The following is a 21793-nucleotide window of genomic DNA, read 5'->3' as shown; positions in this document are numbered from 1 at the left end:
TCGCTACTTATTAGCCCTAAGCCGGATTATCGATATCAATAAATTCACAGACAACACCAGTGCGCTGCTGCACAAATTCGGCCAGAGCTTTAATGCCATAACGTTCTGTGGCGTGATGGCCTGCGGCAATAAAGTCGATGCCAAGCTCACGTGAGCTATGGATCGTTTGCTCCGACACTTCGCCGCTGATAAAAAGCTCTGCACCAGCAGCATAAGCCTGGTCGATATAAGACTGCCCGCCGCCAGTACACCAGGCCAGTTCTGTCACAGGTTTATCCAGCACTGCATGCAACAAAGGTAAGCGGTTAAGCTCACTATGTAGCCTGTCCGCAATCTGCTGACTGGTCATAGGATTTGCTAAAGTGCCACGCATGAGTACACCGGATGGGCTGGCACCAGGCACAGCCTGCCAACTCGTTAAACCAAGCTTTAATGCCAATTGAGCATTATTGCCAAGCAGCGGATGCACATCCAGCGGCAAATGATAGGCAATCAGGCTGATATCATGTTTAAGTAAGGTTTGTAAGCGGCATTTTTTAATACCGGTAATGGCATAGTCTTCGTTTTTCCAGAAATAACCATGATGCACCATAATGGCATCAGCACCAGCAGCGAGCGCCGCATCCAGCAATGCCTGAGAGGCGGTGACGCCCGCGACAATCTTTTTAATCTGGCTTTTGCCTTCGACTTGTAAACCATTAGGGCAATAGTCTTTGATCAAACTACTTTGTAGCTCCTGATCAAGCAGTTGAATTAACTCCTGACGGCTGATTTCACTCATGATTTGTCTCCTGCGTGGCAGAACATTTTTTCAGCTCTGCCAGTTTAGTTTTTGCTTCAATCCACTGCGCCATAAACTGCGTGCTGCGATGCTGATGATGTCTGAGCATCGCGCCTGTGAAGTTGGTTAATCTGTGCTGTGACAGCTGTTGCTGCACATCCATCAATTGCTGCCAGACGCGGGGTTGATGTTCATTGATGGCAAAACGTTTTGCCAAAATAACAAAACCCTGCTGCTGCTTTTGTTGCCATAAGGTGTCGTCCTGATACAAAAGCACTGCGGCATCAGCTATCTCTTGTGCGGTTTCAGCCATAAGCCCAGCCCATTCGCCTTGATGCAACATGCCCTCAGCGCCCACAGCTGTGGTGACATTGGGTGTGCCCTGTGCCATTGCATCAATAAACTTACCTTTTAAGCCAGCTCCAAAAGGCAAAGGAGCCAATAAAACCCGGGCACTTTTAATGACTTCTGCCGCATCTTCTGCCCAGCCTTTGAGCAGAAATCCGTCCTTCGGCTGATGCAACTGCGTGGCTTTAGGCGGTGGATAAGCACCATAAATATGCAGTTCTGCTTTGGGAAGCTGCTTGCGGATCAACGGCCAAATCTGCTGTTTGAGCCATAACACAGCCTGCCAGTTCGGTTCATGGCGGAAATTACCAATAGAGACAAAATGCTGGCGCTGTTCAAATGCAGGTAAATCAGCTGCTATTTCTGTATCCAGCCAAAACGGGCTGTAACATAACAGCGCTTTAGGCACTTTAAAATGCTCAGTCAAAAGCTGCATTTCAGCTTCTGAGATAATCAGCGTCAGATCAGAGCGATAAATAGCGGCAATTTCACGCTGCGCCTGTTCAGAGTGCAAATCCTGCAGTGTCACTTCCCTGCCTGCTTTAAAAGCCTGCTGACGGGCTAAACGTAAAAAATGCAGATCTTCAGTATCCAATAGCCGTAAAGCGTTCGGGCACTGTTGCTCTACCCGCCAGCCAAACTGTTCTTCGAGCATAAAACGATCAAACATCACCATATCGGGTTGCCACTCTTTGAGTTGCTCGTCAAAACTGCTGTCGTTTAACTGAATTTGCTCTTCAGCGATCTGCCATTGGCTTAAATCAAAACGGTGTGGGCTTTTTTCGGCTGGACTTGCAAAAATAACGGTCCAGCCTTGCCCGCGAAACATCGAGAGCAAAGACAACATCCGGCTGCCAGCAGCAGAGGACTTAGGTTCAGGCCAGACGTAACCCACAACAAGAAGCACACTCATAAAAACTTAATTTCACCACAAGATCACAAAGGCCGTTAGTTTACCTTTATCCATAGAAAATAACGAATTGCTCTGGTTGCTTTAATCAGGCCAGTGTTACCATGGGGTTTTCAACACCTTAGTCCGTTTTCAGCAGGTCAGAACACAGTGCAAAGTATCAAAGCAGCCACCAGCTACAGTTCATCAGAAGAATTAAGCCATGCCATCAGCCATGGGCTTGGAGTTTTAGCCAGCCTAGTGGGCTTATATCTGATGTTGGAATTGACTGCCACTACCGACTTTTGGCGTCAGGTCAGCAGTTGGGTGTTTGGTTTGAGTTTAATTTTGTTATACGGCAGCTCGACTTTGTACCACTCGGTGCAGGATCTGAAACATAAACTCTGGCTGAGAAAACTCGATCATTCGGCTATTTTTATTCTGATCGCCGGTACCTACACTCCTTTTACGCTAGTCAGTTTACGAGATAACTGGGGCTGGTGGTTATTTGCTCTGGTTTGGAGTATTGCTTTTGCTGGTGTGCTGTTAAAACTCTTTACCGGTGCTAAATATCAAAAATTATCTATAGCTCTGTATCTGATCATGGGCTGGATAGTGGTTGTCGCCATTGACCCAATGTTGACCCATGTGCCGGCAGCAGGCATGTGGTGGTTGCTGGCTGGTGGCTTGTTTTACTCAGGTGGTGTGCTGTTTTACGTGCAAAAAACCTTGTTTATGCACCACCTGATCTGGCATCTATTTGTACTGGCAGGTAGTGTCTGTCATTTTCTGGCGGTGTACTGGTACGTTCTGCCGCCGCCAGTTATTTAAAGCTGCTGTGCTGGTAATTCAAACCAGAACAAAGCGCCCTGTTCTGGTTTACTGTCAAAACCTATCTCGCCGTGGTGAGCTCCGATAATAGTCTTACAGATGTTTAAGCCAAGCCCTGTGCCTTCCGCTTTACGGCTGGTGGAGCCATCAGCCTGAGAGAATTTTTCAAAAATACGGTTGCGGAAATTATCGGGAATACCTGAACCCTGATCCCGTACTTCAAAGCGAATACGATCCCCAAGCCCTGTTAACTGCACCACAACAGTCTGACCAGCACTGGAGAATTTAATCGCATTGGATAACAGGTTATCTACCACTTGCCTGATCCTGGTTGGATCAGCCATCACCTTACAGTCAACAAGCTTAGTCTGAAAACTCACCTGATACTTGGCGGCGAATGGCGCTATGCCATCCAGCGCCTGTAGTACCAGCAGTTTCATATCCACAGCATCAAAGGCCAAACTAAAATTACCGGATTCAAATTTTTGTAAGTCCAGTAAGTCATTAATCAATTGCGATAAACGTTCACTATTGCCAAGCGCTGTCTGCAAAAGCTGCTGATAATGCTGTGAATCTTCAGCCACAGCTTTACTGGCCAGCAAGCCTACAGCACCACGAATAGAGGTGAGGGGTGTCCTCAGTTCGTGACTGACAGTAGAAATAAACTCGTCTTTCAGATTATTCAGCCGCTTTAATTCTCTGTTATTTTCGGCCAGTTGCGACAAGCTAATCTCCAACTGTCTGGTCCTTAATGACAAAGTTGCGGAGCTGTCCTGTAGCGCTTTAGTGCGCTCCTCTACCATAGTCTCTAATACAGTCTGGTTGTATGCCCGTTCCTGTACTGAATGCTGTAGCAGTTTATTAATTTGTCGCATATGACGCAGCCGGTAAGCGTGCCCGCACAACAAGAGGAATAACAACAGAACAGCAAGGCCAGGCAACACCCAACTGTGTTGCCACCACAAAGGCAAGACTTCGATGGTCAAAATTTGTGGCTCATCCGCAAACAAACCATGTTGGTTAGAGCCCAGCACTTTAAACTGATAAGTACCAGGCTCCAGCTGACTGTAGTTCACTTTGGTATAGCCGGTGCTTTGTTGCCAGCTGTTATCTACACCTTCCAACTGATAGATAAACTGATTCCGTTTAGGGTCGTGAAAATCAAGACTAGCAAGTTCCAGACTAATACTCTCACCCGGTTTTAATTCAATATGAGACCAGGGGCCCTGCATAATACCTGTCTTGAGTTTTTTCTGATCAATCCAAATGGCAGAAACATGGGTTTTGCTTTTGTAATTGTTCAACCACAGTCGTTCTGCATTGACTATGGCTAAACCGCCGGCCGTACCCAAATACAAATTGCCACGTTTAGACACCGAAAATGCCTTAAAAATCATTTCTCTGTTACTCAGGCCATCTTGTTCGGTGAAGGTAATTAAACGCTCTTGCTGGTAGGGTTTTAAACTTAAGCCATTGGCAGATAACAACCAGATATTTTTTTGTGTGTCAGTATAAGCTCCCAGCAATTCAGTTTTAAGAACATTGATGCCATCTCTTTGCCCGGACACGATACGATTCTGCAGGTCCAGACTGAGCAGCCCACTTCGGCTACACACCAGTACAGTGTTGTCAGGTCCTGGTGCTATACATTGAATATCAAGTGCCTGCTCAACGGGCACTAAGTCGGTTAACGACTGTAACTCTAAACTGGATGGGTCCAGGACAAAAATGCCAGAATAACGCGTCCCTAACCAGATTTTACCTTGTATTTCCTGAACCACCTGCACCGCATCGCCTACTTTATGCTGCGCCATATCCTGCAACCAAAATTGATGATTGCCACTGGGGTCCCAACGCATCAATCCGTTTTGCCATAAACCCAGGTACAAGCTGCCATCAGCTAAGCTGATCAAATCCCGCACATTTTGCCATGAAGTACTGTTGGGCCTTTGACCCGAATCAAGCTGTATCAGCTGTTGTTTGTTTTCATCAAACTGCCATAAGCCATTGTCCGAGCCTATAAACAGCTCACCCTGACTGGTTCTTGTAATGGTATTCACCCGGGCGGGCATCGAAAACGACACCACAACACCAGTTTTTCTGTTGAGCTGATGAAACTGATCGGCACTACCCAGCCATAAATAATCGTCCTCCACTTTTACAGCTGTCAGTTGCTGTTTTGCTAAAGCGGCGGCTTGTGGCCCCCAACTGGTTAAGTCGGTAAATGCCGAAGGCTGGTGTCTGCCATAAAATAAACCTCTTTCTCTGCTACCTACCCACAACAACCCGCTACGGTCGACCAGTAAAGAACGCACATTAATACCAGGCAATAGCTGTCTGCCGTCCGCAAAAGGCTCAAATAAACCAGAGGTTAACGATACTTTATAAATACCGTCAAAAGTTCCGACCAGCAAATTACCTTGCCGGTCACTTTCCAGCACATTGACGATAGGACTCAATGCTTCGTCATAAAAAGGTATGGCCCGAAACACAGAAGAGGAGCGCTCAAACTGAAACAAAGAGCTGCGCCCTCCCACCCACAACTGATTACCATGAGCGAACAAGGTACGCATTTCATTATTGACACTGTGTTGACCAAATGCCTGATAGGCAGTACTAAGCCCGTCCTGGGCAGTCCACTGATGAAGGCCACTACTGGTTGCAATCCAGATTGTGCCATCTTCGGTTTGAGCCAGTGCCCAGATACGTTGGTTAATCAGCGGCTGAGCGGTATCAGCAGCGCCTACTGTCTGCAAAGTTCCGTCAGGCAACAGTCGCTGTAAGCCTTTGTTGGTGCCAATCCATAACACACCTGACTGATCCAGTAACAGGCTCTGAATGTAATTACTGGTCAACACTACAGCACTGTCAGGTCGATCGGAGTAATGTGAGATTGTCCCTGTGTGGGTATCTACTTTGCTCAGGCCCATGCCCCAACTGCCAATCCACAACTGATCGTTCCGATCCATCAGCAAGGCATCAATATCAGGCACCAGTATGTTGTTGCTGACAGAGGCAGGCAGTACATCGAAGGATTCCAGTTCATAACCGTTGTAACGCAGTAAACCAGTGTTGGTGGAACCCAGCCAGATATGGCCTTCTTTATCCTGCACAATGCGATAAATACTGGCATTGGGTAAGCCATCATCGACACTGAGCCGGGTAAAATGAGTTTGTGCCGATGCCACAACACTGCAGCACAACAGCCACACAATAAGCAGAACATGCCAAAACCTGATCATCATTCTTTCAGATCTCCAGGTTGGCCAAACGCAGGGGAAAAATAGTGCAATGTAAACCTCAGCAGAGGGTCAACAGCAAATATGTGTAAACAAACAATACCATAGCATGGATTCCTTGCCAGAGCCTGAATTGGAAAAAATGCGGTTGTGCTTTATCTCGCTATTGCAATGCCATAAAATCAGCCCCATTAACGACTCAACTGAATACACCATTGAAAAATGCCGGAGTAATGCATGTCCACTATTAAACACAGCCGTTTATTGATTTTAGGTTCTGGCCCAGCGGGCTACACTGCGGCTGTTTACGCTGCGCGCGCCAATTTAAACCCGGTGCTGCTGACAGGTATGCAGGCTGGCGGCCAATTAACCACCACCACTGAAGTCGAAAACTGGCCTGGTGACCCGCATGGTTTAACAGGCCCAGCACTGATGGACCGCATGAAAGCTCATGCTGAAACCTTCAACACTGAAATTCTGTTTGATCATATCCACACTGTGGATTTCCAGCAGCGCCCATTTATTCTGACCGGTGACAACGGACAGTACAGCTGTGACGCGCTGATTATCGCCACAGGCGCTTCAGCCAAGTACTTAGGCTTACCTTCAGAAGAAACTTACAATGGCCGTGGTGTATCTGCCTGCGCCACTTGTGATGGTTTCTTTTACCGCAATCAAAAGGTTGCAGTGGTCGGTGGTGGTAATACCGCAGTAGAAGAAGCGCTGTATTTAGCCAATATCGCCTCAGAAGTGCATTTAGTGCACCGTCGCGATACCTTTAAAGCTGAAAAAATTCTGGTTGACCGTTTAATGGCGAAAGTCGCTGCAGGCAACATTATTCTGCACACCCACCGTGAACTGGAAGAAATTCTGGGTGACGATATGGGCGTCAACGGCATGCGTTTAAAATCAACCAACGGCCAGCCGACTGAAGATGTGGCTGTAGCCGGTGTATTTATCGCTATTGGTCACAAACCAAATACTGACATTTTTGCTGGTCAGCTGGAAATGAATGGCGGTTACCTGAAAGTGCAAAGCGGCACTGAAGGCAACGCCACTCAAACCAGTATTGAAGGTGTATTTGCTGCTGGCGATGTGTCCGATCATATCTACCGTCAGGCAATTACCTCGGCTGGTACAGGTTGTATGGCCGCTTTAGATGCTGAGCGTTATTTAGACGCTTTGGCGAAGTAATATCTTTACAGGCTCAGGTGATACAGGGGTAAATAGTGGTGATTTATTTACCCGAGTTATCAAATGCTTCGCTTGAATTCCCTCCGGTCAGTCAGGCTCTGACTGAACCGGATGGTTTATTAGCCATGGGCGGTGATTTATCGCCACAACGTTTACTCAAAGCTTATCAAAGCGGCATTTTCCCCTGGTTTAGCCCAGGAGATCCGCTGCTGTGGTGGAGTCCGTCACAACGCGCTATTTTTAAGCCAGGCGTATTAAAACCCAACCGCACTTTGCGTAAATTACTGCATCATTCCAGTTTTCAAATCAGTATCAATAAAGCTTTTCCGCACGTGATCCGAGCTTGCAGTGCACCACGCGCTTCGCAGCAAGGCACCTGGATAGTACCGGATATTCAACAGGCTTATATTACCTTGCATCAACAAGGCCATGCCCACAGTATCGAAGTTTGGTCTGATGGCGAACTGGTCGGTGGCTGTTATGGGGTGATGGTTGGCCAACTCTTTTGCGGCGAGTCGATGTTTAATACCTTACCGAATACCGCAAAAATTGCGCTTGCGGCCTTACAACAGCATTTGTCTTCCTTTGCGACAGGCTATATTGATTGTCAGATGATGAATCCTTTTTTACAGCAGTTAGGAGCCGAGCCTTTGTCTCGCAGAACTTACCTGACTTTATTGGCAAATCATAAAGCCCTGCTCTGCCCCGCTGATATCTGGCGTGTGCAGGATATCCAGTTGGAGCTTTAAGATGTCGGGCTTAAAACTTGGAGTCAGTCAGCAACAACAATGCAATTATCTGCCCGACCGCCAGGAACGATTGCTTTTTACTCTGCCGGATGAGCCCTTAGATGCTCAGTTTTACCAACAACTACTGACGCTGAATTTCAGACGCAGTGGTGAGCAGATTTATACGACGTATTGTGAAGGCTGCCAGCAATGCCAGTCGGTGCGGCTCGAAGCGACGGCATTTCAGTTAAACAGCAATCAACGAAGGCTCTGGAGCAAAGCAAAACGCAGTAGCTGGCATTATCAGTTAACAGAGTTCAGTGATAAAGAAAACTGCACAGAAAAGTACTATGCCTTGTATAAATCCTATATCGACAGCAAACATGCCGACAGTTCGATGTCTCCGACCAGTCCGGAACAAATGGCTTATTTATGGCAAGCCAACTGGTTGAAAATACAATTTTTAGAACAATACATAGATGACGAGTTAGTCGCCGTGACTGTAGTCGACTGCACAGCCGATGCCTTTTCTGCTGTTTATACTTTTTATCAGACAGGCCATGTGCTGGCCTTTGGCACGCTAGCAATTTTGGCACTGATTGAACAAGCCAAAGAAGAAAACATCAGTTTTGTATACCTGGGTTACTACATCCAGCACTGTCAAAAAATGAGTTACAAAGCAAAATTTTTACCACAACAACGCTTTATAGCCGGAGAATGGCTCTCATTTAGCTAAATCTGTCTATGTTGCTTTACTTATCTGCCCTTTTTCGGCAAAATCTGCGGCAGTTTTTTGAACTAATGAATTTAAATAAGAGGCTGGCACGCTGAATGGCGAAAGAAGACGTAATTGAAATGCAAGGGACTATCTTAGATACCCTGCCAAATACCATGTTTAAGGTCGAGTTAGAAAACGGCCACGTAGTTATTGCCCATATTTCAGGCAAAATGCGTAAAAACTACATTCGCATTCTGACAGGTGACAAAGTCACTGTTGAATTAACTCCTTACGATCTGACCAAAGGTCGCATCGTGTTCCGTCAACGTTAAGATTTGACGGAACCAGATAGCGCTAACGCTATTTGCTTTATGCTCCATAAAGAAAAACCCGGCCAAGCCGGGTTTTTTCGTATTAAGTTGCTTAGCTAAGTAGTGCTCAAACTAAAGCTTCTTCTTCGTTATAATCAAACTCCAGCTCGTCGCCTTTCAAGTCAATCCGTACATCACCGCCGTGTGCCAGTCGTCCAAACAATATTTCGTTGGCTAAAGGTTTTTTCAATTGTTCCTGAATAACCCGCGCCATAGGACGGGCACCCATCGCCTGATCGTAGCCTTTATCGGCCAGCCATTGACGGGCGGCACCACTCAATTCCATCGACACTTGTTTTTTATCCAGCTGCACCTGCAGATCACAGACAAACTTATCGACAATTTGCAGAATAATGTCGCGGGATAAATGTTTAAACCAGATGATGCCATCCAGGCGGTTTCTGAACTCAGGACTAAAGGTCCGGTTTATTTCGGCTAACGCATCGTGGCTGTGATCCTGTTGTTTGAAGCCGATGGTTTTACGCACCGTCTCCTGCACACCAGCATTGGTGGTCATCACCAAAATCACATTACGGAAATCGACTTTACGGCCGCTGTTGTCGGTTAAAGTGCCATGGTCCATCACCTGCAACAAAATGTTGTAGATATCAGAGTGCGCTTTTTCGATTTCATCCAAAAGCACGACAGAGTAAGGATGTTTTGATACGGCATCTGTCAGCAAACCGCCCTGATCAAAACCTACATAACCAGGAGGCGCACCAATAAGGCGGCTGACGGCATGACGCTCCATATACTCGGACATATCAAAACGCAGCAACTCTACGCCCATGATTTTGGCCAGTTGTTTGGTGACTTCGGTTTTACCTACCCCTGTTGGGCCTGCAAATAAGAAGTTACCAATAGGCTTTTCTTCGTTACCTAAGCCAGAGCGGGATAAACGAATAGCCGAAGTTAAGACTTCAATAGGCTCGTCCTGACCAAAGACCACCATTTTCAGGTTACGGTCTAAGTTCGCCAGCACATCTTTATCAGAGGCTGACACTGACTTCTCAGGAATACGCGCCATCTTGGCAATAATGTGTTCAATTTCCGGCACATTAATGACTTTTTTACGTTTTGATACTGGCAATAAACGCTGGCTGGCTCCCGCCTCGTCAATCACGTCTATGGCTTTATCCGGCAAATGCCGCTCGTTAATGTATTTCGCCGACAACTCAGCTGCTGCACGTAGCGCTTTTTGGGTATAACGCACGCCATGGTGGGCTTCGTAACGTTCTTTTAAACCCTGCAGAATTTGGGTGGTGTCATCAACGCTTGGTTCAACCACATCAATTTTCTGGAAACGGCGCACCAGCGCTGTATCTTTTTCAAAGATGTTTTTGAATTCCTGATAGGTGGTGGAACCTATGCAACGTAAACGGCCACTGGATAACAGCGGTTTAATCAGATTGGATGCATCCATCACACCACCAGACGCAGCACCTGCGCCTATGACAGTATGAATTTCGTCAATAAACAGCACTGCATCTTTTTCGTTTTCGATTTCTTTCAGCAAGGATTTTAAGCGTTTTTCAAAGTCACCGCGGTATTTGGTACCTGCCAGCAAAGAGCCCATATCCAGTGAATAAATAGTGGCGTTGGCAATGACTTCAGGCACTTGCTTATTGACGATTCGATAGGCCAGACCTTCGGCAATAGCAGTTTTACCCACCCCTGCTTCGCCCACCAATAACGGGTTATTTTTCTTGCGACGGCATAACACCTGAATAGTGCGTTCCAGCTCCATATCACGACCAACCAGAGGATCGATCTGACCATTTTTTGCCAGAACGTTCAGATTGGCTGTGAAGCTTTCCAGGTATTTGTTTTCTTCAATCTGCACATCACCGTTTTCATCTTGCTGCTCGTCTTGCTGCTCGATTTTTTCGGTTTTAATCACACCATGAGAAATGTAGTTGACGATATCCAACCGGCTGATGTCGATTTTCTTCAGCAAATAAACAGCTTGAGATTCCTGTTCACTGAAAATAGCGACTAATACATTAGCGCCTGTGACTTCAGATTTACCTGAGGATTGCACATGAAACACCGCTCTTTGTAATACACGCTGAAATCCGAGCGTAGGCTGCGTGTCGCGGTCTGCGTCGTCTTCTGGCAACAAAGGGGTGGTGGAATCAATAAAATGCGACAGATCGAGCCGCAGGCGGTCTATATTGGCACCGCAGGACTTTAACGCTTCACCTGCAGCCGGATTATCCAACAACGCTAATAATAAATGTTCGACCGTCATGTACTCATGACGTTTTTCCCGCGCAAACCGAAACGCCAGATTTAAGGTTAACTCAAGATCTTTGTTCAACATACAACATCACTCCTAATCCACCTGAGTTACAACAGCAGTTGTTTGGCGTTAAGCCCGCTCCATAGTGCATAACAATGGATGTTCGTGCTCTTTCGCATAAATGGACACTTGCTGAACTTTGGTCTCCGCAACCTCGGCTGTGAACACACCACAGACCGCCATACCTTCGTAATGCACTTGCAACATAATTTCACTGGCTTTTTCATACTGCATATTAAAAAACCGGGTTAACACATCAATGACAAAATCCATCGGGGTGTAGTCATCGTTGTGAAGTATGACTTTATACATAGAGGGAGGTTTCACCTGTTGCCGGGTTTTCTCCACCACTCCATGATCTGTTCCATTGTTTTCTTTATAACCGCTCATAAACTATAGCCACGCCTGTTCAAAGCATCAAAATTGCATTGATGAATTTTTTTCGCCGGACCCAAAGCCACTACAGGCTTTGCAGCCACTCTGTATCCCGTATCTTATAGATAGTATCTGCAACGCCTCTTTACAAGTGGGTAAAAAACTTGACTAGCTGCACAAATTATCTACAGTAAATGGTGGAGTCTGCCCGCAGCTCCCTGTTGCTCCGCCTTAGAATACAGAATTTAGCTAACTTAGAGAAGGAAGTAGTATGGCTACCGGTAAAGTGAAATGGTTCAATAATGCCAAAGGATTTGGGTTTATTCGTGAAGATGGTCGTGACGAAGACATATTCGCCCATTATTCAACCATTAACATGGATGGCTACCGTACGCTGAAGGCCGGCCAGGATGTGGTGTTTGACCTGTCTGAGGGCCCAAAAGGTTTACATGCAGTAAATATCGCACTGCCAGAAGGTCACAAACCTGAATAACCACCTGAAGCTCACATATCCATATGAAATGCCGGCATAAGCCGGCATTTTTCTTTGATCTCTAATTAACTATGGTTCATCTTAAAATTAGACACGGGCAGATTGTAGGGGCCGCGGCTTGTCCCGGCCCGTCCATAAGCACCGCGGTATCATTAGACGGGAGAGGACAAGCCTCTCCCCTACAGTGAATTACAGTGCAGCTAATGCCTGATTAAAGGTATCGCTTGGACGCATAGCTTTTGACGCTAACGCATCGTCTGGTTTGTAGTAACCACCGATATCTACAGCTTTACCTTGGACAGAATTTAATTCCTGCACAATTTTGGCTTCGTTTTCAGCTAAAGCTTTCGCCAGTGGAGCAAATTGTGCAGCTAAAGCTGCGTCTTTGCTTTGTGCGGCCAAGGCTTCTGCCCAGTAGAATGCCAGATAGAAATGGCTGCCACGGTTATCCAACTGACCCAGTTTACGGGTTGGTGACTTGTCGTTATCCAGGAACTTGGCTGTAGCCTGATCCAACGCATCAGCCAGTACCTGAGCTTTGGCATTGCCAGTGACCTGACTTAAATGCTCCAGAGATGCAGCCAAAGCCAGGAATTCACCTAATGAATCCCAACGTAAGTGGTTTTCTTCAACAAACTGTTCAACGTGCTTAGGAGCAGAACCACCGGCGCCCGTTTCAAACAAACCACCGCCATTCATCAGAGGCACAATAGATAACATCTTCGCGCTGGTGCCTAATTCCAGAATTGGGAATAAGTCGGTTAAGTAGTCACGTAATACGTTACCTGTGACAGAAATGGTATCCAGACCTTCTTTGATACGCTTTAAGGTATGACGGGTAGCGTCTTCAGGCGACATGATCTGAATATCTAAACCGCTGGTGTCGTGATCGTTTAAGTAACGTTCTACTTTAGCAATCAGCTGAGCATCGTGAGCACGGTTTTTATCTAACCAGAATACCGCAGGAGTTTTACTTAAACGGGCACGGTTGACCGCCAGTTTCACCCAATCCTGGATTGGAGCATCTTTGGCCTGACACATACGCCAGATATCGCCTTGCTCAACGTTATGCTGAATCAGCACAGTACCAGCAGCATCAACTACACGCACCTGACCTGCAGCTTTAATTTCGAAGGTCTTATCGTGTGAGCCGTATTCTTCCGCTTTTTGCGCCATCAAACCAACGTTTGGTACTGAGCCCATAGTACGAGGGTCAAAAGCACCGTGTTCACGGCAGAAATTGATGGTTTCCTGATACACACCGGCGTAGCAACGGTCAGGGATAATAGCTTTGGTATCTTTTAACTTGCCATCCGGGCCCCACATCTGGCCAGAAGAGCGGATAGCCGCAGGCATAGAAGCATCGATAATCACATCGCTTGGCACATGCAGGTTAGTGATGCCTTTATCAGAATTCACCATCGCCAGAGCAGGTTGTTGTGCATACACAGCTTTGATGTCTGCTTCAATTTCAGCTTTTTTATCGGCTGGCAGCTTAGCGATTTTTGCGTAGACATCACCTAAACCGTTGTTGGCATCGACACCTAATTCAGCAAAAGTGGCGGCGTGTTTTTCAAAGACTTCTTTGAAGAATACAGTGACCACATGACCAAACATAATAGGATCAGACACTTTCATCATGGTGGCTTTTAAATGCACAGACAGCAGCACATCTTTAGCTTTCGCGTCCGCAATTTCTACGGCGATAAAATCACGCAGTGCTTTTTTGCTCATGGCAGAAGCATCAATGATTTCACCAGCTTTTACTGTGGTTTTTTCTTTGAGGACAGTCACGCTACCATCAGCAGCCACATGCTCAATACGCACCTGACCGGCATCAGCGATAGTGACAGACTTTTCGCTACCGTAGAAATCACCTGCACTCATATGAGCCACATGAGATTTCGACTCTTTGCTCCAGGCTCCCATAGAATGTGGGTTTTTGCGGGCATATTGTTTGACAGAAGCAGGAGCACGACGGTCAGAGTTACCTTCACGCAGCACAGGGTTTACCGCACTGCCTTTAACTTTGTCGTAACGGCTGCGGGCTTCTTTTTCTTCCGCTGTTTTTGGGTCTTCCGAGTAATCAGGCAGTTTATAGCCTTTGGCTTGCAGTTCTTTAATTGCAGCGACTAACTGTGGGATAGAAGCACTGATATTTGGCAACTTGATGATATTGGCTTCAGGTGTATTCGCCAGCTCGCCTAAACCTGTTAAGGCATCAGGTTGACGCTGTGCTTCGGTCAGAAATTCAGGGAACAAGGCAAGAATACGGCCAGCCAGAGAAATATCCTGAGTTTCGATTTCGATATCAGCAGTTTTGGCAAAAGCCTCAACTACAGGTAAAAAAGAATAAGTGGCCAGTGCCGGGGCTTCGTCCGTAATAGTGTAGATAATTTTTGAGGTGGTCATATCGTTTCCTGGATTTACAGCAAAATTGAGTCGTTAGCCAGGCGCGTCTCATGTGATGCGGCCTATGCTGTTTAAAACGTTACAGTTACTCGTGGTGTTCGAGTATAACAGCGCTCATTCTAAGAGCCTAGTCAAGGACATGCGCTTTACGACAGAAGTAGTAGATGCCCAAACTCTGACGCGCTTTATATTACTGAAATGTCTGACGGAAAACAGAGTTCTGCGGCCCGACCACTTAAGCAACCTTAACGATTTATGGGCGTTTTGCGCCAATTACAACAAAAGATCGGTTTTTTTGTTCATATATGGCATAAATAGACTGTCTTGTTGTTTTTCCGTCACCTTCTTTTTATTCGAAGCCCTCATTTAAGGAGCCTGTTGTTTATGTCTCGTCCTTTATTGCATTTAACCGTTGCCGCAGTGTTGTATTTTCAGGGTCGTTATTTATTGGTGGAAGAAAAAGACAAAAGCTCCGGCCGCCTTGTATTGAATCAGCCTGCTGGCCATGTTGAGGAAAATGAAGATTTAATCAGTGCTATTAAACGGGAGCTGCAGGAAGAAACAGGCCTGAATTTAGAGCCCGATGCCTGGCTGGGTATTTCCCAGCTCAAAGCCGCCAATGGCCATTTTTATGTACGGGTAAATTTTGTCTTTACCCCTACTGAATTACCAGCGCAGCATCAGCCACAGGATGACGATATTCTGGCTTTGCACTGGTTAAGTTTGGCTGAATTACGCAGTCATGCCCTGCCCGTGCGCAGTCAGTTGGTACTGGACGCCATCACCCAGTTTGAACAAAACCAGCTATTGTCGTTGTCTCAGATCAGAAATGCCGTCGCACATTCGCTTTGATTAACATTTTTTGGCAAAGAATTTGGTGCTATAATCCGCGCCCGTTCCCATCCAGCCAGTAAAAAGTGCGGTGTAATGTCAGATAACAGCAGCAAAAAAGTCATTGTCGGTATGTCCGGTGGTGTTGATTCCTCAGTGTCCGCCTACCTGCTGATGCAGCAAGGGTATCAGGTCGAAGGCCTGTTTATGAAGAACTGGGAAGAAGATGACGACAGCGAATACTGTGCTGCTGCTGACGACTTAAGAGATGCTCAGGCGGTCTGTGACAAGCTGGGTATAAAACTGCATAAAGTTAACTTTGCCGCTGAGTACTGGGACAATGTGTTTGAATATTTCCTCGAGGAATATAAAGCTGGTCGTACGCCGAACCCGGATATTATGTGCAACAAGGAAATTAAGTTTAAAGCTTTCCTTGAATTCGCCGCCGAAGCTTTAGGCGCCGACTACATAGCCACAGGCCATTATGTACAGCGCCGTGAAGTAGAAGGCCACTGGCAGTTATTGCGGGGTCTGGATACCAACAAAGATCAAAGCTATTTCCTCTATACCATAGGTGAAGAACATGTGGCGCAAACCCTGTTCCCTGTTGGTCATCTGGAAAAACCTCTGGTACGGGCTATTGCCGAAGAACAAGGTTTAATTACGCACGATAAAAAAGACAGCACAGGTATTTGTTTTATCGGCGAGCGTAAATTTAAAGATTTCCTGCAAAAGTATCTGCCAGCCCAGCCTGGTGATATTTACACCGTAGACGGCGATAAAATTGGCCAGCACGATGGTCTGATGTATCACACTTTAGGCCAGCGTAAAGGTTTACGTATTGGTGGCTTAAAAGATGGTGATGATCAGCCATGGTATGTGGTGGCAAAAGATTTGATCAATAACCGTCTTATTGTCGCTCAGGGTCATGACCATCCAAGTATGTTCTCCAAAGGGTTAGTGGCAAACCAACTGCACTGGGTTGATCGTACAGGCCCACAGCAAGCGCTTCGCTGCACTGTCAAAACCCGTTATCGTCAGACCGATATTCCATGCACTCTGACCCCAATGCCGGATGGCACTGTGGTTGTGGTATTTGATCAGCCTCAAAAAGCCGTCACTCCGGGTCAGTCTGCTGTGTTTTACAGCGACGAGATTTGTTTGGGTGGTGGCATTATTAATTCGGCCATACAGTAACTTATGCAACACAGTATTCAGACTCAAACCCTTGCTCTGGCCGGTATGTGCCAGGCTCTTAAGCTATTACAGCAAGTCACCCGTACCAACGATGTAGCACTAGCTGATTTGCAGTTGTGTTTAGCCAGTATCGCGAACTTATCTCCGGCAGAGCCTTTGGATATTTATGGCAAAGATGTGGCCAACCTGCGCGCTGGTTATCAGTGTCTGGTGGATCAGCTAGGTGACAATCAGCGCAAAGATGTGGAACTGACCCGTTATGTGGTGTCCGTGATTGCGCTTGAGCGTAAGCTGACAAAAAACCGCGATAATCTGGATAACCTGGGTAAACGCTTATCCCGCTTAGAGCAGCAATTGCAGCATTTTGCTATTACCGATGAGAACATCATTGCCAATCTGGCCGATATTTATGTCGAATGCATCAGCTCTTTAGGCACCCGAATTCAGGTCGCTGGTCAGCCAGAACTGCTGAAGCAGCAACTGGTGCAGCATAAAGTTCGCGCTTTGTTATTGGCCGCTATTCGCGCCGTGGTGTTATGGCGCCAGTCCGGTGGCAGTCGCCTGCATTTTGTATTCAAACGCAAAGCACTGCTGAATGAAGCCAAATCTGTTTTACAAACTATTGCCCCAACCCATTCATAGGAGCACCTAATGGAATTATCAGCATTAACCGCCATCTCCCCTGTAGATGGCCGCTATGGCTCAAAAGCCAGCGAGCTGCGTGAGTTTTTTAGTGAATATGGTTTAATCAAATTCCGGGTGACTGTAGAAGTGCGTTGGTTGCAAAAATTAGCAGCCACAGCAGCTATCACTGAAGTTCCAGCTTTATCCGACAGTGCTAATGCGCTGTTAAACGGAATTGTCGACAATTTCAGCCTTGCTGATGCACAGCGTGTGAAAGACATTGAGCGCACCACCAACCACGATGTCAAAGCTGTTGAGTATTTACTAAAAGAAAAAGTAGCTGGTCATGCTGAATTAGCTGCGGTCAGTGAATTTATTCACTTTGCCTGCACCTCTGAAGATATCAATAACCTGTCCCATGGTTTGATGTTAGGTGCAGCCCGTGATCAAGTGCTGCTGCCTTTGTGCGATCAGTTATTAAACGAAATCAAAGCTTTAGCCCATAAGTACAAAGCTATCCCTATGATGGCCCGTACCCACGGTCAACCAGCCTCTCCGACCACTTTAGGTAAAGAGATGGCGAACGTGTACATGCGTTTAAAGCGTCAGCGTGAGCAAATTGCTAAGGTTGAACTGCTGGGTAAAATCAACGGTGCTGTAGGTAACTACAATGCGCATTTATCCGCTTACCCGAACCTGAACTGGCATCAGTTTGCAGAAGAGTTCGTCACAAGCCTTGGCTTAAGCTGGAACCCGTACACCACACAGATTGAACCACATGACTACATTGCCGAGCTGTTCGACGCCATCGCGCGTTTCAACACCATCCTGCTCGACTTCGACCGTGATGTCTGGGGTTATATAGCTTTAGGTCACTTTAAGCAGCGCACTATTGCCGGTGAAATTGGCTCGTCCACTATGCCGCATAAAGTGAACCCAATCGACTTTGAAAACTCCGAAGGTAACCTGGGTCTGGCCAACGCCATATTCCAGCATTTATCTTCCAAGTTACCAGTATCACGCTGGCAGCGTGACTTAACAGATTCGACTGTACTGCGTAATTTAGGTGTAGGTTTCGCATATACTGTCATTGCTTACCATGCGAGCTTAAAAGGCATCAGCAAACTGGAAGTAAACGAAGCCAACCTGCTAAGCGAGCTGGATCAGAACTGGGAATTACTGGCAGAACCGGTACAAACAGTGATGCGTAAATATGGCATTGAACAGCCGTATGAAAAGCTGAAAGAACTGACCCGCGGCAAACGTATCACGCCAGCAGATTTAGCTGTCTTTATCGATAAATTAGAGCTGCCTGCAGAAGTGAAAGCCGAATTAAAAGCGTTGCGCCCTGATAACTACTTAGGCGCAGCAATCGAACTTGTTGATTTATTAAACTAAACTAATCAACACTTCAGAACCTTCAACAGGGCGATTTTATCGCCCTGTTTTTATGGTGAAACAGAACTATGTACCAATTATTTTTAAATGAATTAACTCCTGCACAGTTTTTAGCAGAGTACTGGCAGAAAAAGCCTTTGCTTATCAAAGCGGGTTTTAGAAACTTTATCGACCCTATCAGCCCGGACGAACTGGCAGGTCTTGCCGGTGAAGAAGAAATCGAATCCCGCATTGTTAGCAATAAAAATGCAGTTTGGGATATGGAAACCGGTCCTTTTGAGGATTTCAGCCACTTGGGCGAAGAAGGCTGGACTTTATTAGTCCAGGCCGTGGATCACTGGCATCCGCACTCTGCTGCTTTGATAGAGCCGTTCCGCTTTATTCCAAACTGGCGTATTGATGATTTGATGGTGAGCTTTTCTACCGCAGGTGGCGGTGTAGGCCCGCATCTGGACCAATACGATGTATTTATTATTCAGGGTCAGGGTAAACGCCATTGGCGTGTCGGTATGCCGGATACCAGCTTAAAACAGCACTGCCCTCACCCACGTTTATTGCAGGTGACTCCTTTTATCGACTGCATTGATGTAATCACTGAACCTGGTGATATTTTATATATTCCACCGGGTTGCCCACATGATGGCATCTCTTTGGACCCGTCACTGAATTATTCTGTCGGTTTCCGTGCGCCAGCCCAAAAAGATTTACTGACAGGCTTGGCCGATCACCTGATCGATCAGGATATTACAGGCCGTCGTTTTACTGATCCAGAGCGTCAGGTACCAGCCTCTGTTGGTGCTATTAGCGAGCAGGATCTAACCCAGGTGCAAAGTTTATTACGCCAGTTAGTGGACGATAAACACTTTGCCGCTCAGTGGTTCGGCAGTTATATCAGTCATGCCAAACATGAGCTGGATGCAACAGAACCTGATCCACATTATGAAGCCAATGAAATTGGTGAGTATCTGGAAGAAGGATCAGTGCTGGCCAAATTAGGTGGCCTACGCACTTTGTATTATCAGGCCACTGCTGCTGAAGATATCCAGTTGTTTATTAATGGCGACCGCTTTTTAGTACCAGCTGTTGAACTTGAAACCGTGAAAAAACTGACCGATCAGGTGAGTCTTACTGTGGAAGATTGCCAGCATTTCGCATCAGACCATGGTCGTTTACAGTTGATCACTCTGCTGATTAATAAAGGCTACTGGTACTTTACTGAGTAACCTTAAGTTCAAGCATAAAAAAACCGCCAATGGCGGTTTTTTTATGCTTCTAAGCTTTATTGAACAACTCAAAAAACGATTCGAAGCATTGTAAAGATTTATATACTCACAATGAGCTTAGCTCTGCTTAGCCCACAGCTCTTCTTTATTAAATAAATCATACAAACCATGAGCTCTGTGCACCAATAAGTTAGCGAAATCTGCTTTGGTTTTATCGATAGAACCTGAATTCATTACTTGCTCAGCTTTTAACTGCCAACTTAATGAGAAAGCCCGCACAGCCTCTCTTGCATCTTGTGCTGCCGACAAAGGCATATGATCTGTAGGTAAATCACCACTTATCACCCAATATTGCTTACGATCCTGTGCTGTAATCTTCCAGACCGCCATTAATGGTGTTAAATAACGAGATTCAGACACTGCCACATTGTCTGGCAATATGCCCTTTTCGGCCAAATACTGGTTAGCTTTTTGGAACTGGATGCGGACCCACTCACTGTTCGCTTCTGCTTGTTGTTCCTCGGTTAATTGTTCTGCCATTACTGTTTTCCTTTCTCCAAGTGGCGTTACTTTATGTGACTCAATCCACACAATCAAGAGCTGGCTTCAATTGTCGACAATCACCTGGTCTTACCAGATTTTGTTTTTACAGATCGATGGCGAAAGCTGCAGTGAAGTGGTACATTCCGCGGCGCAAAAAAGCCCTTACGCCCTGCCCTCTGTGGCATGGTGAGTTATATCAACGGAGAACAAGTCGTGGCTGTATTTAACCATCCTGAATTTGATAACCATGAGCAAGTCGTATTCTGCAGTGATGAAAGCACTGGTTTAAAAGCCATTATTGCGATCCACAGCACAGCCTTAGGTCCGGCAACAGGTGGCTGCCGTATGTGGGATTATGTCGCTGATGAAGATGCCTTAGTCGACGTATTACGTTTATCCCGCGGCATGACTTACAAAAATGCTATGGCTGGTTTGCCATTAGGCGGCGGTAAGGCAGTGATTATTGGTGATGCGAAAAAAATCAAATCTGAAGCCCTGTTCCGTAAGTTCGGCAAGTTTGTGCATTCATTAAGCGGCCGTTATGTCAGCGCAGAAGATGTGAATATCACAACGGGCGACATTATGATCGTCAATAAAGAAACTCCTTACGTAGCAGGTTTAGAAGGCTTAAGTGGCAACCCTGGTCCATTCACTGCACTTGGAACTTACCGTGGTATTAAAGCCGCCGCTAAGCATAAGTTTGGTACAGATGATTTGAATGGTTTGACCGTTGCGGTGCAAGGTTTAGGCAGCGTTGGTTTTTATCTGTGTGAATATCTGCACAAAGAAGGCGCCAAACTTATTGTCACTGATATCAATCAGGATGCGGTTAGCCGCGCCGTAGCACAGTTTAACGCTACAGCTGTAGGCTTAGATGAAATCTATGCTGTTGATGCTGACATCTACGCTCCTTGCGCTTTAGGTGCCACCATTAACGACATCACTATTCCTCAACTGAAATGCAAAATTATTGCAGGTTGTGCCAATAACCAGCTCAAAGAAAGCCGTCATGGTGAACTGTTACGCCAAAAAGGTATTCTGTATGCACCGGATTATGTGATCAATGCGGGTGGCATTATCAACGTGGCAATGGAAATGCGTGCAGTTGGCTACAACGCCGAAGAATCTACAGCTAAGGTCAACCAGATTTACCATACGCTGATCAATATCTTCGAACGCGCTGACGCACAGCAAAAACCGACCAACGAAGTGGCAGATTTAATGGCGCAGGAAATTATCCGTAACGCCCGTTAACACTGTTCAGTTCAAGCTTGGATCAACAAAGGGGCTTAAAGC

General features: G+C 46.3%; 19 protein-coding genes. 12 read left to right on the top strand and 7 right to left on the bottom strand.

Going from position 1 to position 21793, the window contains the following annotated elements:
- Positions 1–16: 16 nt before the first annotated feature.
- Positions 17–781 (bottom strand): Nif3-like dinuclear metal center hexameric protein, encoded by a 765-nt coding sequence (locus OM978_RS09010; protein WP_413691104.1) that lies wholly within the window; start codon positions 779–781, stop codon positions 17–19.
- Positions 774–2042, bottom strand: coding sequence for a glycosyltransferase (locus OM978_RS09005; protein ID WP_264346518.1), 1269 nt, complete (start codon positions 2040–2042; stop codon positions 774–776). Before OM978_RS09005 ends, OM978_RS09010 begins: the two co-directional genes overlap by 8 nt.
- Before the next feature lie 147 nt (positions 2043–2189).
- Between OM978_RS09005 and trhA the strand changes: the two genes are divergently transcribed.
- Positions 2190–2849, top strand: coding sequence for a PAQR family membrane homeostasis protein TrhA (gene trhA, locus OM978_RS09000; protein ID WP_264346517.1), 660 nt, complete (start codon positions 2190–2192; stop codon positions 2847–2849).
- Here trhA and OM978_RS08995 read toward each other — a convergent pair.
- Positions 2846–6094: a sensor histidine kinase gene (locus OM978_RS08995; RefSeq protein ID WP_264346516.1), complete on the bottom strand. Its 3249-nt coding sequence runs from the start codon at positions 6092–6094 to the stop codon at positions 2846–2848. The genes trhA and OM978_RS08995 overlap by 4 nt on opposite strands.
- A gap of 231 nt (positions 6095–6325) precedes the next feature.
- On the opposite strand from OM978_RS08995, the gene trxB reads away from it, so the two are divergent.
- The 4 genes from trxB to infA all read left to right on the top strand — a co-directional run bounded on the left by trxB (position 6326) and on the right by infA (position 9060).
- A complete protein-coding gene (gene trxB, locus OM978_RS08990) occupies positions 6326–7282 on the top strand; it encodes a thioredoxin-disulfide reductase (protein WP_008899359.1) in 957 nt (318 codons plus the stop codon).
- 35 nt (positions 7283–7317) lie between these two features.
- A complete protein-coding gene (aat, locus tag OM978_RS08985) occupies positions 7318–8031 on the top strand; it encodes a leucyl/phenylalanyl-tRNA--protein transferase (protein ID WP_264346515.1) in 714 nt (237 codons plus the stop codon).
- A gap of 1 nt (position 8032) precedes the next feature.
- Entirely contained in the window at positions 8033–8746 is a 714-nt protein-coding gene (locus tag OM978_RS08980; RefSeq protein ID WP_264346513.1) for an arginyltransferase, read from the top strand.
- Positions 8747–8841: 95 nt separating this feature from the next.
- Positions 8842–9060, top strand: coding sequence for a translation initiation factor IF-1 (infA, locus tag OM978_RS08975; RefSeq protein ID WP_008610216.1), 219 nt, complete (start codon positions 8842–8844; stop codon positions 9058–9060).
- 106 nt (positions 9061–9166) lie between these two features.
- Here the strand turns inward: infA and clpA are convergent, their stop codons facing one another.
- Positions 9167–11422, bottom strand: a complete 2256-nt coding sequence (gene clpA, locus OM978_RS08970) for an ATP-dependent Clp protease ATP-binding subunit ClpA (protein WP_233006878.1) — start codon at positions 11420–11422, stop codon at positions 9167–9169.
- Positions 11423–11470: 48 nt separating this feature from the next.
- Positions 11471–11791, bottom strand: a complete 321-nt coding sequence (gene clpS / locus OM978_RS08965; RefSeq protein ID WP_233006877.1) for an ATP-dependent Clp protease adapter ClpS — start codon at positions 11789–11791, stop codon at positions 11471–11473.
- 256 nt (positions 11792–12047) lie between these two features.
- Between clpS and cspD the strand changes: the two genes are divergently transcribed.
- The gene (gene cspD / locus OM978_RS08960) at positions 12048–12269 is read left to right on the top strand and encodes a cold shock domain-containing protein CspD (RefSeq protein WP_046518730.1); all 222 of its coding nucleotides are present in this window, start codon (positions 12048–12050) and stop codon (positions 12267–12269) included.
- Between the two features lie 189 nt (positions 12270–12458).
- Here the strand turns inward: cspD and OM978_RS08955 are convergent, their stop codons facing one another.
- On the bottom strand, positions 12459–14681 hold the full coding sequence (locus OM978_RS08955; protein WP_264346508.1) for an NADP-dependent isocitrate dehydrogenase: 2223 nt from the start codon (positions 14679–14681) through the stop codon (positions 12459–12461).
- Positions 14682–15065: 384 nt separating this feature from the next.
- Between OM978_RS08955 and OM978_RS08950 the strand changes: the two genes are divergently transcribed.
- From OM978_RS08950 to OM978_RS08930, 5 genes are all read left to right on the top strand, one after another.
- The gene (locus tag OM978_RS08950; protein ID WP_264346506.1) at positions 15066–15533 is read left to right on the top strand and encodes an NUDIX domain-containing protein; all 468 of its coding nucleotides are present in this window, start codon (positions 15066–15068) and stop codon (positions 15531–15533) included.
- 75 nt (positions 15534–15608) lie between these two features.
- Complete coding sequence (mnmA, locus tag OM978_RS08945; RefSeq protein ID WP_264346505.1) at positions 15609–16709, top strand: tRNA 2-thiouridine(34) synthase MnmA; 1101 nt, start codon at positions 15609–15611, stop codon at positions 16707–16709.
- A gap of 3 nt (positions 16710–16712) precedes the next feature.
- The gene (gene hflD / locus OM978_RS08940; RefSeq protein ID WP_264346504.1) at positions 16713–17351 is read left to right on the top strand and encodes a high frequency lysogenization protein HflD; all 639 of its coding nucleotides are present in this window, start codon (positions 16713–16715) and stop codon (positions 17349–17351) included.
- A gap of 9 nt (positions 17352–17360) precedes the next feature.
- Complete coding sequence (purB, locus tag OM978_RS08935) at positions 17361–18731, top strand: adenylosuccinate lyase (RefSeq protein WP_264346503.1); 1371 nt, start codon at positions 17361–17363, stop codon at positions 18729–18731.
- Positions 18732–18799: 68 nt separating this feature from the next.
- Positions 18800–19954, top strand: coding sequence for a cupin domain-containing protein (locus tag OM978_RS08930; protein ID WP_264346501.1), 1155 nt, complete (start codon positions 18800–18802; stop codon positions 19952–19954).
- Between the two features lie 117 nt (positions 19955–20071).
- Here OM978_RS08930 and OM978_RS08925 read toward each other — a convergent pair whose 3' ends face one another.
- Complete coding sequence (locus OM978_RS08925; RefSeq protein WP_233006866.1) at positions 20072–20494, bottom strand: DUF4826 family protein; 423 nt, start codon at positions 20492–20494, stop codon at positions 20072–20074.
- Between the two features lie 216 nt (positions 20495–20710).
- On the opposite strand from OM978_RS08925, the gene OM978_RS08920 reads away from it, so the two are divergent.
- Complete coding sequence (locus OM978_RS08920; RefSeq protein ID WP_319633899.1) at positions 20711–21751, top strand: Leu/Phe/Val dehydrogenase; 1041 nt, start codon at positions 20711–20713, stop codon at positions 21749–21751.
- Positions 21752–21793: the final 42 nt, after the last annotated feature.

It is taken from the genome of Rheinheimera sp. MM224 (assembly GCF_947090785.1).
Classification (GTDB): domain Bacteria; phylum Pseudomonadota; class Gammaproteobacteria; order Enterobacterales; family Alteromonadaceae; genus Pararheinheimera.
This window is presented reverse-complemented; position numbering and strand designations above follow the sequence as displayed.

Excerpts from the sequence above, each read along its gene's own strand:
- OM978_RS08930 (WP_264346501.1), top strand. The coding sequence starts at position 18,800 with ATGTACCAATTATTTTTAAATGAATTAACTCCTGCACAGTTTTTAGCA.
- OM978_RS08955 (WP_264346508.1), bottom strand. The coding sequence starts at position 14,681 with ATGACCACCTCAAAAATTATCTACACTATTACGGACGAAGCCCCGGCA.
- hflD (WP_264346504.1), top strand. The coding sequence starts at position 16,713 with ATGCAACACAGTATTCAGACTCAAACCCTTGCTCTGGCCGGTATGTGC.
- clpS (WP_233006877.1), bottom strand. The coding sequence starts at position 11,791 with ATGAGCGGTTATAAAGAAAACAATGGAACAGATCATGGAGTGGTGGAG.
- OM978_RS08950 (WP_264346506.1), top strand. The coding sequence starts at position 15,066 with ATGTCTCGTCCTTTATTGCATTTAACCGTTGCCGCAGTGTTGTATTTT.
- infA (WP_008610216.1), top strand. The coding sequence starts at position 8,842 with ATGGCGAAAGAAGACGTAATTGAAATGCAAGGGACTATCTTAGATACC.
- OM978_RS09010 (WP_413691104.1), bottom strand. The coding sequence starts at position 781 with ATGAGTGAAATCAGCCGTCAGGAGTTAATTCAACTGCTTGATCAGGAG.
- purB (WP_264346503.1), top strand. The coding sequence starts at position 17,361 with ATGGAATTATCAGCATTAACCGCCATCTCCCCTGTAGATGGCCGCTAT.
- OM978_RS08925 (WP_233006866.1), bottom strand. The coding sequence starts at position 20,494 with ATGGCAGAACAATTAACCGAGGAACAACAAGCAGAAGCGAACAGTGAG.
- trxB (WP_008899359.1), top strand. The coding sequence starts at position 6,326 with ATGTCCACTATTAAACACAGCCGTTTATTGATTTTAGGTTCTGGCCCA.
- OM978_RS08980 (WP_264346513.1), top strand. The coding sequence starts at position 8,033 with ATGTCGGGCTTAAAACTTGGAGTCAGTCAGCAACAACAATGCAATTAT.
- OM978_RS09005 (WP_264346518.1), bottom strand. The coding sequence starts at position 2,042 with ATGAGTGTGCTTCTTGTTGTGGGTTACGTCTGGCCTGAACCTAAGTCC.
- OM978_RS08995 (WP_264346516.1), bottom strand. The coding sequence starts at position 6,094 with ATGATGATCAGGTTTTGGCATGTTCTGCTTATTGTGTGGCTGTTGTGC.
- clpA (WP_233006878.1), bottom strand. The coding sequence starts at position 11,422 with ATGTTGAACAAAGATCTTGAGTTAACCTTAAATCTGGCGTTTCGGTTT.
- mnmA (WP_264346505.1), top strand. The coding sequence starts at position 15,609 with ATGTCAGATAACAGCAGCAAAAAAGTCATTGTCGGTATGTCCGGTGGT.
- cspD (WP_046518730.1), top strand. The coding sequence starts at position 12,048 with ATGGCTACCGGTAAAGTGAAATGGTTCAATAATGCCAAAGGATTTGGG.